The 13,099-nt window shown below is 68.2% G+C and carries 13 protein-coding genes; 1 reads left to right on the top strand and 12 read right to left on the bottom strand.

Features of this window, described 5'->3' with window-relative positions; translation table 11 throughout:
• The 3 genes from CH341_RS08995 to CH341_RS08985 form a co-directional block, all read right to left on the bottom strand.
• Positions 1-692, bottom strand: a 692-nt coding sequence (locus CH341_RS08995) for an FAD binding domain-containing protein (RefSeq protein ID WP_111418702.1), incomplete at its 3' end; no start/stop codon positions are given.
• Positions 693-752: 60 nt separating this feature from the next.
• Complete coding sequence (locus CH341_RS08990; protein ID WP_111418701.1) at positions 753-1,685, bottom strand: amidohydrolase family protein; 933 nt, start codon at positions 1,683-1,685, stop codon at positions 753-755.
• A gap of 18 nt (positions 1,686-1,703) precedes the next feature.
• Positions 1,704-2,627: an amidohydrolase family protein gene (locus tag CH341_RS08985; protein ID WP_111418700.1), complete on the bottom strand. Its 924-nt coding sequence runs from the start codon at positions 2,625-2,627 to the stop codon at positions 1,704-1,706.
• A 1,035-nt stretch (positions 2,628-3,662) separates the two neighbouring features.
• Here CH341_RS08985 and CH341_RS08980 point away from each other — a divergent pair.
• Complete coding sequence (locus tag CH341_RS08980; RefSeq protein WP_111418699.1) at positions 3,663-3,950, top strand: hypothetical protein; 288 nt, start codon at positions 3,663-3,665, stop codon at positions 3,948-3,950.
• 137 nt (positions 3,951-4,087) lie between these two features.
• On the opposite strand, the gene CH341_RS08975 is transcribed toward CH341_RS08980, so the two are convergent.
• From CH341_RS08975 to CH341_RS08935, 9 genes are all read right to left on the bottom strand, one after another.
• Positions 4,088-5,440: a UbiD family decarboxylase gene (locus tag CH341_RS08975; protein ID WP_111418698.1), complete on the bottom strand. Its 1,353-nt coding sequence runs from the start codon at positions 5,438-5,440 to the stop codon at positions 4,088-4,090.
• Between the two features lie 186 nt (positions 5,441-5,626).
• Positions 5,627-6,328 (bottom strand): GntR family transcriptional regulator, encoded by a 702-nt coding sequence (locus tag CH341_RS08970; RefSeq protein ID WP_170149547.1) that lies wholly within the window; start codon positions 6,326-6,328, stop codon positions 5,627-5,629.
• A gap of 41 nt (positions 6,329-6,369) precedes the next feature.
• Complete coding sequence (locus CH341_RS08965) at positions 6,370-7,122, bottom strand: GNAT family N-acetyltransferase (RefSeq protein ID WP_111418696.1); 753 nt, start codon at positions 7,120-7,122, stop codon at positions 6,370-6,372.
• Between the two features lie 4 nt (positions 7,123-7,126).
• A complete protein-coding gene (locus CH341_RS08960; protein WP_111418695.1) occupies positions 7,127-8,389 on the bottom strand; it encodes a Zn-dependent hydrolase in 1,263 nt (420 codons plus the stop codon).
• A gap of 13 nt (positions 8,390-8,402) precedes the next feature.
• Positions 8,403-9,284 (bottom strand): alpha/beta fold hydrolase, encoded by an 882-nt coding sequence (locus tag CH341_RS08955; RefSeq protein WP_111418694.1) that lies wholly within the window; start codon positions 9,282-9,284, stop codon positions 8,403-8,405.
• 27 nt (positions 9,285-9,311) lie between these two features.
• Entirely contained in the window at positions 9,312-10,442 is a 1,131-nt protein-coding gene (locus CH341_RS08950) for a pyridoxal phosphate-dependent aminotransferase (protein WP_111418693.1), read from the bottom strand.
• Between the two features lie 195 nt (positions 10,443-10,637).
• The gene (locus CH341_RS08945; RefSeq protein WP_111418692.1) at positions 10,638-11,420 is read right to left on the bottom strand and encodes an SDR family oxidoreductase; all 783 of its coding nucleotides are present in this window, start codon (positions 11,418-11,420) and stop codon (positions 10,638-10,640) included.
• Between the two features lie 18 nt (positions 11,421-11,438).
• Entirely contained in the window at positions 11,439-12,257 is an 819-nt protein-coding gene (locus tag CH341_RS08940; protein ID WP_111418691.1) for an ABC transporter permease, read from the bottom strand.
• Positions 12,258-12,262: 5 nt separating this feature from the next.
• Positions 12,263-13,099 (bottom strand): ABC transporter ATP-binding protein, encoded by an 837-nt coding sequence (locus CH341_RS08935; RefSeq protein ID WP_111418690.1) that lies wholly within the window; start codon positions 13,097-13,099, stop codon positions 12,263-12,265.

Here is a 13,099-nt window from a genome sequence, read left to right as displayed (position 1 = left end):
TCGGCCTGCCCAGGATGGCGCGGCCGATCATCAGCATCTGCCGCTCGCCGCCGGACAGCCAGCCGGCCTTGCGGTCCGTCGCGCCGCAGCGACACAGCGACACCGACGGTCGCGAGCTCCATGGCGCGGCGGCGGCCGTGCTTGATGTAGTCGGATCCGGCCTGCGCTGCCGGCGGCGGCAGCACGATGGCCGTGACGATCTCGCCGGCGGCCAGCACGGTCTTTCCGGGGCCGGTGAAGAACGCGTCCAAGGGAAGGCTGCGCGACCCGGCCGGTCCCGTCATCTCGATGCGCCCGCCCATGGCGATCAGCGGCGGCAGCGTGTCGGCGGAGGGCGAGGCGCGGCAGACGTTTCCGACGATGGTGGCGCGATTGCGGATCTGGACGGAGCCGATCTCCTGCGCCGCCCGGGCGAGCGCCGGATAGAGCCGTCGCACGGCCGGCGACGTCTCGATCTCGCGCACCGTGACGAGCGCGCCGATGCGCAGGCCCGTCGCCGCATCGCAGGAGAGATTTGCCAGGCCCGGGATCTTCTTCAGGTTGATCACCGCGGCGGGACGGCGGATGTGCTCCTTGATCTCGACCAGCAGATCGGTGCCGCCGGCCATCAGGTCGGCGTCACGGCCGTGCCGGGCCAGGAGCGCGATCGTCTCGTCGAGCGTCGCGGGCTCGAAATACGCGAACGGGTGCATGGTCACCGGACGGCAAGAGGAACGGCGGGCGCAACCGTCTGCGCCCGCCGCCGGAACGTGTCAGGCCGGAACCGGCTTCGGCTCGACCATGGCGTAGGTGTCCTTGAGGCGCGCCAGCGCCTCCTCCTGGGTGCGCGGCGGCGGCGTCGTCGGGATGCCGCAGATGCGGGCGATGTTGTTGCCCATGTAGTCCTCGAGGCCGTCCTCGTCGAGATTGATCCCGTGGGGCGGCGGCGAGCACAGCACCTCGAGCTCGCGCAGCCACATGCCGGGCTCGTTGGGCGGCGAGTCGGTGCCGAACACGATCTTGTGCCGCGGCAGCTCCTTGGCGAACTCGACGATGCGCGACTGGAAGCACCAGCCGGACTCGCAGACGACGTTCGGCGTGTCCATCGCCATCCAGAACGCCTCGAACGAGTAGTTGCCGCCGGTCTGGATGCCGAAGTGGCCGATGATGAAGTTCACCATCGGGAACTCGCGGATCACCGGATAGAACATGGTCGGGATCGTGTAGGGGCCGTCGCCGGTGTGGATCAGCACCACGACGCCGAGCTCGGCGCACTTCTTCATCGCCGGGCGCAGCCAGTCGAGCGCGCGGTCGGGCCGGTAGCCGTGCATGTTGGCGTGCAGCTTCAGCATCTTGAAGCCGTACTCCTTGACGTGGAACTCGAGCTCGGCGGCGCCGTTCTCCGGCCCCCAGCGCGGATTGAAGCAGAAGTTGCCGATGAAGCGATCCGGATATTTCTGGCACAGATCGGCGATGTACTTCATGTAGTCGCGGATGCCCTCGCGACCCATGCGGTTGCCTTCGCGGTAGCCGGTGTTGCCGGGCGGCGGCTGGATGAAGCCCATGTCGATCCGGCGCGGCTTGCCGTTGATCATGTAGGGGCCGTCCATCATCTTCAGCAGGCGCTCGCCCGTGAAGGGCGTGCCGGTGTGGCGCCACGCCTCGTCGACCAGATTGGTGGGATGCAGGTGGGTGTCGATGATCATCGGGGTCTCTCCGGAGTCTCAGGCGGCGACGCGGCCGGCGCAGGCGGCGAGATAGGCCTCGGCTTCCTCGCGGGTGCGCGGCGGCGCGGTCGGCTCGAGCCCGATCATCCGGGCGACGTTGTTGCCGAAGTAATCCTCGAGCGTGTCCTCGTCGAGGTTGAGGCCCTGCGGCGGCTCGGTGCACAGCACCTCGAGATGACGCAGCCACATGCCGGGCTCGTTGGGCGGCGTGTCGGTGCCGAACAGGATCTTGTTCTTGGGCAGATCCTTGGAGAACTCGACGATGCGCGACTGCAGGCACCAGCCCGACTCGCAGAAGACGTTCGGGTTGTCCATGGCGAGCTGGAAGGGCTCGAAGCAGTAGACGCCGCCGGTCTGCACGCCGAAATGCGCCATGATGAAGTTCACGGTCGGGAAGGCGTACATCATCGGCGTCCACTCGTTGGGAATCGAGTAGGGGCCGTCACCGGTGTGCAGCTTCACCAGGACGCCGAGCTCGGCGCATTTCTCCAGCGCCGGCCGCAGCCAGTCGCCGGCGCGGTCCGGCCGGTAGCAGTGCATGTTCGCCTGGAACTGCACCATCTTGAAGCCGTACTCCTTCACGTAGCGCTCGATCGCCTCGACCCCGTTCTTCACACCGTAACGTGGGTTGTAGACGAAGCAGCCGATGAAGCGGTCCGGATACTTGCGGGTCAGCTCCAGCGTGTAGGCCATGTACTCGTCGATGCCGTCGCGGCCGGCCTTCTCGAGCACGCCGTCGGTGTAGAGCGTGTTGCCCTGCGGCGGCTGAATGAAGGCCTTGTCGACGCGGCGCGGCTTGCCGTTCACCCAGTACGGGCCGTCCATCATCTTCAGCAGGCGCTCGCCCGTGAACGGTTCACCGTCGTGCCGCCAGGCGAGATCGACGAGATTCGTCGGGTAGCAGCTGATATCGATGATCATCAGATCACTCCTTGCGGATCGCAGGGTCGCAGGCGGGACGGGACACGGGCCGAACAGCGACGGCGGCGCGCGGCATCCGGACGGACGCACGGCACGCCGCACGAAGACCACGAAGCTCGATGGAACGTCACGGCGAGTGTCCGGTCGGGACGAGTTGCGACGAGATCGGAACTCGCACCGGCGAATTCCACGAGTCTGTCAGCAATCTCCGACTGAACCGGCACTGGCGCGTATGATGCGCAAGTGTTACAATGTTCAGCTGACCGCTTCTACCGACGTTCGCGTTGCATAGACGATCGACCCGGACCGGTCAAGAACACGGGGCCGCATCGCTGGCGTCCATGCCTTCCGCGGCCACCATCCCGTCGAGCGTCGACGATCCGTTTCACACGTCGTTACGACTGCACCGCGTCCCGGAGCGCGGGTGAACGGCGCGTGAGAACGACGTGAGAAGAACGGGGATGCGACGTACTTCGAAGCCGTGCCCCGGACCGTGAGAAGCACCGTCGCGCCGCGGGCGGGCGCGCGTGACAATCGTGTGTTGACAGGCCTCGGTGGTCTCACGGATACCGAGAGTTGGCACTTTCCTGTATCCCGACGCTCGCAGGACGCTGTCATTTCCTGCGAATATTTTGTGCAGATGTGACGTGAATTGTGCGCCGCGGCGCGAGCCGCGCGCAAGCGGTCCGAGAGACCGCGGTTCGATCGGTGCCGAGGGCGAACGCGGTCCGGATGCGGGTCGCCCGAGCCGACGTCGACGATCGCGACTTCCGACGAAACGTCGATGTCGCGGATCGCCAGACGAGGACGGCGACGGACCGGCGGACCAGCAGGGCAAGAAGCCGGACCCCTGCGCCGGTGACGTGCGGGCGATCAGCGCCGTTGCGCAACTCCCCGGTCACCGCTCCGTGTCTCGGGCCGAGTGACGGCATCCGACACGGCGACTTGTGTCAGGGAGGCGGGTCAGCCGCACGCTGCGGCAGTCCCGACCGGTCGGCCGCCTGGGCCGGACCGAATGCCGACATAGGAGGACACGTGGAACATCTCCGACCGAATTATCTGCGCGACGTCGCCTACATCTCCCGCGACTGGATCGAGCGTCACGGACTGCATCCGGCCGTCGGCGTGGCCATCGAGGTCGCGGCCGAGATCGAGCTTCCCGAGGATCGATCGCCGAGCGAGATCGTCGAGGGGCCGACCCCGGAGGAATGCGCCATCATCGAACGCCTGGTGCGATCCTACATCGCCAGCGGCGTCTTCCCGCCGTCCGAGAACAACACCTACGGCTTCGCCCAGTGGGAGTTCACGATCGAGGGGACGTGACGGCGAGCCGATCCGACATCATCAGGAGGGTGGCCCGGCAGGCTTCCGCCGGGTCCGCGTCGGTGCACGATCGACGCGCGTCTACGCGGGCCCGTCCGCTCGACGGGCAGCGTGGTCCGTGAGAACGCCGCTTCCGCTCATCGCGCCTTGCCGGCCAGCACGTCGCGGGCCCAGTCGAGCGCGTGCTGCGGCAGGCTGGTGCGCTCGCCCTCGAAGTTCAGCGGCTTGGTCGCGTCGAGCCCGAGCTTGGCCGACATGCCCTCGACCGACGAGGGATCGAGCCGATTGCAGAACACCTTCGGCACCATGAACAGATCCGTGTCGGCCTGGAACCGGGTCGCCAGCGCCCACATCACCTCGGTCTCGTCGAAGACGTCGATGTCCTCGTCCACGGCGACCGCCAGCTTGATGTAGCTGTCGAGACCCATCAGGAGCATCAGGGCCTGGCGCGCCTGCCCCTCCGCCGTCTTCTTGAACGACATGAAGGCGTGGAAGTGGGTGCCGGACTTCGGATAGTTCAGCGCCTTCAGGGTCGGCACCATCTCCTTGAGGCGGTGGAAGACATGCGCCTCGCGAGTGCAGCGGCTGAGCAGCAGATGTTCGGCCGAGTAGCCCGGCACGATGTCGAGGAAGATCGGCTTCTGCCGCCGCGTGATCGCCGTCACGTGGAAGACGTTGCGGGTGGAGCGGTAGGTCGAGTAGCCGGTGTACTCGCCGTAGGGGCCCTCGTCCTCGTGGACGCCGGCGAGGATCTCGCCTTCGATCACGTATTCGGCGTCGGCCGGCACCTCGACGTCGATGGTCTTGCATTTCACCAGCTCGATCGGCTGCTTCAGCAGCGCGCCGGCGACCGCGAGCTCGTCGACCTCCATGGCCACCTTGGCGGCGGCGGCGATGTAGATCGCCGGATGGCAGCCGATGACCACGGCGACCTCGAGGTTCTTTCCGCGCGCCTCGCAACGCTGCAGATGATCCCAGATGTGCCCGCGCGAATGCAGGCTCACCCCGAACTTCTGGGGTCCCTTGAGCTGCATGCGCTGGAAGCTCAGGTTGCGCACGCCGGTGTCCGGGTCCTTGCAGACCAGAATGCCCGAGCCGATGTAGCGACCCGCATCCGCCTCGAAGTGGCGCGAGATCGGCAGCTCGCCGGCATCCGCCTGGTTGCCGAGCGCGACCACCTCCTGCACGGGGGCGGGGCCGGAGCTCACCACGGCGGGCACCAGATTCGCCATCGCCGCGGTCCAGGCCTGCGCGAAGCCGGTGGGCCCGGCACCGACCATCCCGGCGATCCGGGCGCGGTCGGAGAACAGGTTGGTCACCACGGGCGCCTCGAAGCCCTCGGGCCGCTCGATCATCACGACCGGGAAGCGCTTCTGCGCCTCCAGCTCGAGCACCAGCGCGGTCGGCAGGAAATCGAGATCGGTCGGGCCGGAGATCACGAGCTTCTCGCCGTCGGGAAGCTCCTTCAGGAAGTCGGAAAGGCTGGGCATGGTGAATCCGCGCGGGTCGAGAGGGACATGCCCTCATATACAAAAGCCGGCGCGAGTGCACGCGTCTCGCCGGCCGCCACGGCCGGGCTCGACCGCACGGTCGGTCATGTCCGAGCAACGCCGGGTTCGAGACGGATTCGCGGGTCGCGCCCGCGAGCGAGGAGTCGGGGGCCCGTATCGGCGACCTCACTCCGACAGCGCGATGAAGTCGGTGAGGTCGTCGCCGAGGAAGTTGACGTGGTCGCGCATCACCGCATGGGCACGCTCGGCGTCGTGCGAGCAGATCGCCGCCATGATGGCCGCGTGCTCCTTCACGGTCTTCTCCAGCCGGTGCGGCTTGTAGGTGACGCGGCGGCGGAACGGGGCGACGCGGTTGCGGAGCTGCCGCGCCTGCTCCGCCAGATAGGCGTTGCGGGCGGCATCGTAGATCGACTCGTGGAACTCCTGGTTGATCCGATAGAACCGCTCGACGTCGCCGTCGCGGGCGGCCTCTTCGAGCCGCGCGTGAATGGCCTCGAGCGCGCGATCCTGCTCGGGCGACTGGCGGCGCGAGGCGAGGCGGGCGCACAGCCCCTCCAGCTCGGCCATCACCTGGAACATCTCGAGCAGCGTGGCGATGCTGATCTTGCGCACCACCGCGCCCTGGCGGCTCTTCAGCTCCACCATGCCGCTGGCGGCCAGGAGCCGGAACGCCTCGCGCACCGGGGTGCGCGACACGCCGTAGCGCTCGGCGACGTCCTGCTCCTCCAGCCGGTCGCCGGGCTGCACCGTGCCCTTGACGATGGCGTCCTCCAGCTCCCGATAGAGCATGTCGGTGAGCGTCTGGCCGGCCTCGCGCTCGGAGGAGCCGGCCGCCTTCTTCAGAGCATTCCGCTTGGTCTTCAACATGGCTGCCGCCGTGTGGTGCTGGCGCGAGAGGCCTCGGCCTTTCAGATCGGAGTCCGCTCGTTCTCGCCCTGATGCGTCGCGATCGCCTCGGCCATCAGCGCGCCGAGCCGCGCCTTCTGCCGTCCTGTCGGGTCGAAATTCTCCGCCGCGAGCCAGGCCTCGAAGGCGGCACGCCGCGCCGGCCATTCGGAGGCCAGCATCGAGAACCAGGCGGTGTCGCGCAGCCGGCCCTTCTGGATCATGTGACGGGGAAACACCCCTTCGAACGTGAAGCCGAAGCGCAGCGCGGCGCGCCGCGACGGCGCGTTGAGGGCGTTGCACTTCCACTCGAAGCGAACGAAGCCGAGATCCTCGAACACGTGCCGCGCGGCCAAGTAGATCGCCTCGGTTCCGCCGCGCCGGCGCGCCAGCGCCGCCGTGTAGAGGATGTTTCCGACCTCGATCACCTTGTGGGCCGGCTTGATCCGCATGAGGCCGAGATGGCCGACGGCCCGGCCGCTCGCAGTGTCGACGACGGCGAGCGTCACCGGCTCGTCGCGGCCCGCGACGCTCTCCAGATAAGTGCCGAAGGCGGCGCGCTCGGCGAACGGCCCGGCGTTCAGATAGAGCCACAGCGCATCGTGCTCGGGGCCCCGCGAGGCGGCGAACAGGTCGTCGCCATGCTGTTCCGGATCGAGCGGCACCAGCGTCACGAAGCGGCCGGCGAGGGTGCGCCGATCCGGCCGCTTCGCCGGCGGCCCGTCGTCGAGCGGGCCGATCGGCAGGCCGGAGGCGGGATCGGTCACCGGGTGCATCGCGTCACTCCTGGTTCGCCAGCCCGAATGCCGTCTCGGCGAGGACGCGCGCCCCCGCCGCGATGTCGTCCTTGGTCGCGCTCTCGGCTTCGTGGTGGCTCAGGCCGTTCAGGCACGGGATGAAGATCATCCCGGTCGGGCAATGATAATGCAGATAGCGTGCGTCATGCCCGGCGCCGGACGGAATGTCCATCCAGGGGATCCCCAAGTCGGTCGCTGCGGCGCGGATGCGGTCCCGGACGGCGTCCGGGAAGGTCAGCGGCGGATCGTGCAGGAGCTCGCGCACCTCGACCGCACAGCGGCCGGCGGCGGCCGCGCACAGCGCCGGGATACGGTCGCCGAGATCGCGCAGCGTGTCGGTGTCGGGATGGCGCAGGTCGATCGAGAAGACGACGCGGGCCGGTACCACCGAGGGGGCGTTCGGCGTCACGTCGAAGCGGCCGATGGTGAAGCGCACCACGTCGGCGTCGTCCCACATCGCCTGCTGCAGCGCCTGGACCACCGCGACGGCGGACACCAGGGCGTCGCGCCGCGCGCTGCGCGGCGACGTGCCGGCGTGATTCTCCTCGCCCGTCACGGTGACGCGAAAGGTGCGCTTGCCCTGGATGCCGGTGACGACGCCGATGGTCCGACCCTCGGCTTCCAGGATCGGCCCCTGCTCGATATGCGCCTCGACGAAGGCCGCGACCGGAAAGCCGAGCGGACGTCCCGGCAGGTCCGGCTCGGCGGCCAGCACCTTGGCGATCTCGGTCGCGACGCCGACGCCGACGGCATCGTGGACCGACAGGATGTCGGCGAGCTTTCTCGCGCAGGTGAAAGCGGCCGATCCCATCATGCCGGGGGCGAAGCGCGAGCCCTCCTCGTTCATCCAGGCGACCACGTCGACGGAGCGGCGCGGCCGGGCGCCCGCCGCCACCATCGCCTCGACACTCTCCAGCGCCGCCAGCACCCCGAAGGCGCCGTCGAACTTTCCCCCGGTCGGCTGGCTGTCGATGTGCGAGCCGATCAGCACCGGAGCGAGATCGGGCGCGGTGCCCTCCAGGCGCAGGAACAGGTTGCCGGCCGCGTCGTTCGACGCCACGAGGCCGATCGCCTCGCCCCAGCCGACCAGAACGCGGCGGGCCGTGACCTCCTCGTCGGACAGCGCCTGTCGGTTGACGCCGCCGTTGCCGGTCGCACCGTGCTGCGCCAGCTCCATGTGCCGCCGCCACAGGCGCTCGGCGTCGACGTGGTGGGCGATCGATTTGCTTTCGCGCGGCTCGGTCATAAGTCTGTCCGCATCAATCTGTCCGCATGACCTGACCCGGATCCGCCCGCGGGTCACGCGGCAGCCACTTGCCGGCTTCGACCATGGCCAGGAACTCGGCGAGCGCCGCGTTGAAGGCCGCCGGCTCCTCCAGGTTGATGGTATGGCCGGTCTTCGGCAGGATCAGCAGGCCGCAGGCCGGGATCACCCGCTTCATGTAGAGCGCCGGCTGCAGGCAGTGATCGTCCTCGTCGCCGGAGACCACCAGGGTCGGCACCGGCATCTGTCTCAGCCGGCCCTCCAGGTCGTAGAGCGACGGGCGACGGGCCTGCACGCCCCGCATCGTGTTGGCGGCGCCGATCTCCGAATGTTGGCCGAGCTGGTCGGCGAACTCGCGCCAGCCGCGCGGGTCCTTGTTCTGGAACTGCACCCGCGAGGCGCCGAGCGCATAGGTCTCGGCGAATTTTTTCGAGCCCTGCTCCAGAAAGTTCTTCGCGACGTTCTCGGAGACGCCCTTGAAGTAGGCCTCGTGCTGCTTCTCGGCGCCGTAGCCGGCGCCGGCCACCAGGAGCGACAGCGCCTTGTCAGCGTGGTCGAGGCCGAAATGCACGGTGGCGAAGCCGCCCATCGACAGGCCGACGATGTGGGCCTTGCCGAGGCCGAGCCCCGTCACCACGTCGGCGATGTCGGCGGTGGCGCGCGCCTGGGAGTAGCTATCGAGATCCTCCGGCACGTCGGACGGCGGATAGCCGCGCGCCGCGAACGTGATGCAGCGGTAGCGGCGGGCGAAGAACCGCATCTGCGGCTCCCAGCTCCGGTGATCGCCGCCGAACTCGTGTACGAACACGATCGGCGTGCCACTGCCGGCCTCCTCGTAGAACAGCTTCACGCCGTCGCTGGCCTGAACGTAACCCATCGTCGTCTCCCTCGGCGTCACGCCGAATCAGAACATCGCCACCGTCTCGTTGATGCCGCGCGCCTCTTCGACGGCCTCCGGCAGCGCCGCGCAAAACTCGTCGACCCACTCGGTCGGCACGCTGACGCTGACCTTGATGAAGCGGTCGCCGAACGCCTTGGTGTGATAGCCGCCGTGGCGGATCTGGATGTTGCGCTTGGCCATCGCCATGCAGATCGCCTCCGGCCGCAGACCCGCCTGGTCGCACTCGATGACCAGGAAGTTGCCATTGGACGGGAACACCGGCAGATGCAGCCCGCACGACAAGGCGACGTCGCGCACGCGGCCCTGGCTCTCGCGCTGCGCCGCCAGCACGGCCGGGAACCACTCGTGCTTCACCTTCAGCCCGGCGATGGCGCCACGCTGTGCCAAAATGCTGGACCCGAGATTGTTGGGCGGCGCCGCCGCGAGCTTTTCGGCGAGGTCCGGGTGGGTGACCAGCGCGCCCATGCGCAGCCCGGCGAAGCCGAGCCATTTGGAGAAGCTCCACACCGTCACGGTACGCTCCGGATAGAGCTTCGCCGCGAGGTGATGCTCGAAGGCGAAGTCGCGATAGGTGCAGTCGTGAATCAGATACGCCCCGACCGAGCGGGCGATGTCGACGATCGCGGCAATCTCGTCGGCCGTGCAGCAGGTTCCGACCGGATTGTTGGGATCGACGATGTAGATCACTTTCGTGCGCGGCGTGACGACCGCGCGCAGGCGCTCGGGGTCGAGCCGGTAGCCGTGCTCGGCGCCGTAGATCGGGATCTGGATCACCTCGGCGCCGGCGGCGCGGGCGAACGACATCGGCCACGCCCAGGTCGGATCCGTGGTGACGAACTGGTCGCCCGGTCCGCACAACGTGCCGCACACGTGATAGAGCCCGGAGACCGCCCCGTCGGTGATCAGCGCCGACAGGCCGTCGAGCCCGAGATCGCGCACCACCAGATCGCGCAACTCCTCCAGCCCGACCGGAGGCGCATAGGCGTGGAACGCCTCGCCATCGATGCAGTCGACCAGGGCCTTTCGCACGGCGGGATGCGACGCATAGTGGTTGGTGTTCTGCCCCATCCAACGCAGCCCCGGCGTGCTCATCAGCCGGTCGAAATGCTGGTTGCGACGCTCGAAGTCCTTCATCGGCATAGCTCCGGCAGGCGACCAGCCGTCCTGTGGACGCCGGTCTTCGGGCCTATCTCCGCCTCATGGTGAGGAGCGTTCCGAAGGAACGCGCTCGAACCATGGGCGGGCACTGCGGCCGCCCTCGCCCTTCGAGACGCCCGCTACGCGGGCTCCTCGGGGTGAGGGCGGAGGAAGGTTCGCGTCGCCTCCGCCTCAGATGATCGAGCGGCGCGACGCGATGCCGCCGTCGATGGTGACGATGGTGCCGGTGATGTAGCCGGCCTTCGGCGAGGCGAGGAAGACGATCAGGTCGGCGACCTCCTCGGCCGTCGCCGGGCGCTTGCCCGGATACTTGTCGTTGAGCTCCTGCCAGCGACTGTCGTCGCCGTACCATTCGGTGGCGCGGCGCTTCATCAGCTTTATCATGCGATCGGTCGCGACCGGCCCCGGATTGACGCCGACGACCCGCACCCCATGATCCAGGCTGACGCCGCCGAGCGCGCGCGTGAACGCCATCAACGACGCATTGCCGGACGCGCCCGCGATGTAGTTGGCGTCCCAGTTCTCGCCGGAGTTACCGATGTCGTTGACGATGACGCCGGCGCCACGCTCGCGCATGTGCGGATAGATCAGGCGGGTGAGATTGATGTAGCCGTAGACCTTGAGATCCCAGCCGCGCCGCCACGACGCCTCGTCGACCGCGAACAGGTCGCCCGACGGGATGTCGCCGGCGTTGTTGACCAGGATGTCGACGTCGCTGCAGGCCGCGGCCAGCGCTTCGGTGGCTCCGGTCTCCGACAGGTCGGCCGGATGGATGGCGACCTCGACGCCGTACTCCTTGCGGATGCGGTCGCGGTTGGCTTCGAGCTGCTCGGCGGAACGCGCCGCCAGATGCAGCGAGCACCCCTCGGCCGCGAACGCCAGCGCCGACGACAGCCCGATCCCCTTCGAGGCGCCCGTGATCAGGACGCTCTTCCCTTTCAGTTGCAGATCCATTTTTTCTCCGATGGGACGTCAGAAGGCTTCTGCGGAGTAGATACGGTTGGCGAGCCATTCCCCGAATGCGACGAGTCCGTACAGAAGCAGGCCGGCGAAGCACAGGACCACGATGGCCGCCATCGACACTTCGGTGTCGGCCCGCGCGGTGGCGAAGATGATCAGGTAGCCGAGCCCGGCCTGGGCCGTGATGAACTCACCGATGATCACGCCGATGATGGCGAGCGTCATGGCGATCTTCATGCCGCTGAAGATGTAGGGCAGTGCAGAGGGAAACCGGATCGCCGTGAACACCTGCCACTCCGTCGCGGTCAACGACCTGCACAGGCGCAGCATGTTGCGGTCGACGTTCATGAAGCCCGCCGTCGTGGCGATCACGATGGGGAAGAAGGCGATGAACACCGAGAAGGCGACGCGCGACTGCATGCCGACGCCGAGCCAGATGATGAACAGCGGCGCGAGCGCGATCTTCGGGATGAGCTGGAAGAACACCAGGTTCGGATAGAGCGCGTCTCGGGCCAGCGTCGAGTAGGTGATCAGGATCGCCAGCGCGACGCCCAGCACGGTGGCGAGCACGAAGCCGATCGCCGATTCGAGCGTCGTCGGCACCGCGTGCATCAGCAGGATGTCCCAGCGTGACACGATGTACTGCGCGATCGACAGCGGCGAGGGCAGGATCACGGGCGGGATCTTCGCGACCGTGACGGCGATCTGCCAGGCGGCGAGCACGAGCAGGGCGAGGCCGAGCGGCAGGCCGACGGAGCGCAGCCCGCGGGCCGTGCCCTCCGGAAGCTTCAGGCTGGCACCGGTCTCGGTGCCGATCGTGGCATTGGCCATGGCGCTCACTCCACCTCCGACCCGGCGGGCCGCACCGGCGCAGACGTGTCGGCATGCGCCTCCTCGATGCTCAGGCGCAGTTTCCGGCAGATCTGGGTGAACTCCGCCGTCTCCTCGATGTCGAATTTTCGCGGGCGCGGGAACGGCATCGGCATGTCGAGGATGATGGTCGATGGCCGGCCGCCCATCACCAGCACGCGGTCGGACAGATAGGCCGCCTCGCGGATCGAGTGGGTCACGAAGATCACGGTCTTGTGGTAGGTCTCGAGGATCTCCGACAGGGCAACGTTCATCTGGTCGCGCGTGATCGCGTCGAGCGCGCTGAACGGCTCGTCCATCAGCAGGATGTCGGGATCGTGGACGAGCGCCCGGCAGATCGCGACGCGCTGGCGCATGCCGCCCGAGAGCTCGGACGGCTTCTTGGTCTCGAAGCCGGCGAGGCCGACCATGCGCAGGAGCTCGTGTGCCCGATCGCGATATTGTTCGACCGGGAGCTTCAGGATCCGCACCGGGAACAACACGTTCTCCAGCGCGGTCTTCCAGGGCAGCAGGGTCGCGTCCTGGAAGATGATGCCGATGTCCTTGCGCGGGCCGGTCACGGCCGTGCCGTTGAGCGCGATCGACCCGGCCGTGACGGGCTCGAGGCCCGCCACCATCATCAGGAGCGTGCTCTTGCCGCAGCCGCTCGGGCCGAGCAGGGAGACGAACTCGCCCTTGCGGACCGTCAGCGACGCCGAGGCGACCGCCTGGATCCCGCCGCTGCGCCCCGGATAGGTCTTTTGCACGGCGTCGACCGAGACCAGAGGCGGCTCGGCCGGGGCGACCGTCGGCGAGGCGAGCAC

This window comes from Rhodoplanes roseus (assembly GCF_003258865.1).
In the GTDB taxonomy this organism is placed as follows: Bacteria; Pseudomonadota; Alphaproteobacteria; order Rhizobiales; family Xanthobacteraceae; genus Rhodoplanes; species Rhodoplanes roseus.
This window is presented reverse-complemented; position numbering and strand designations above follow the sequence as displayed.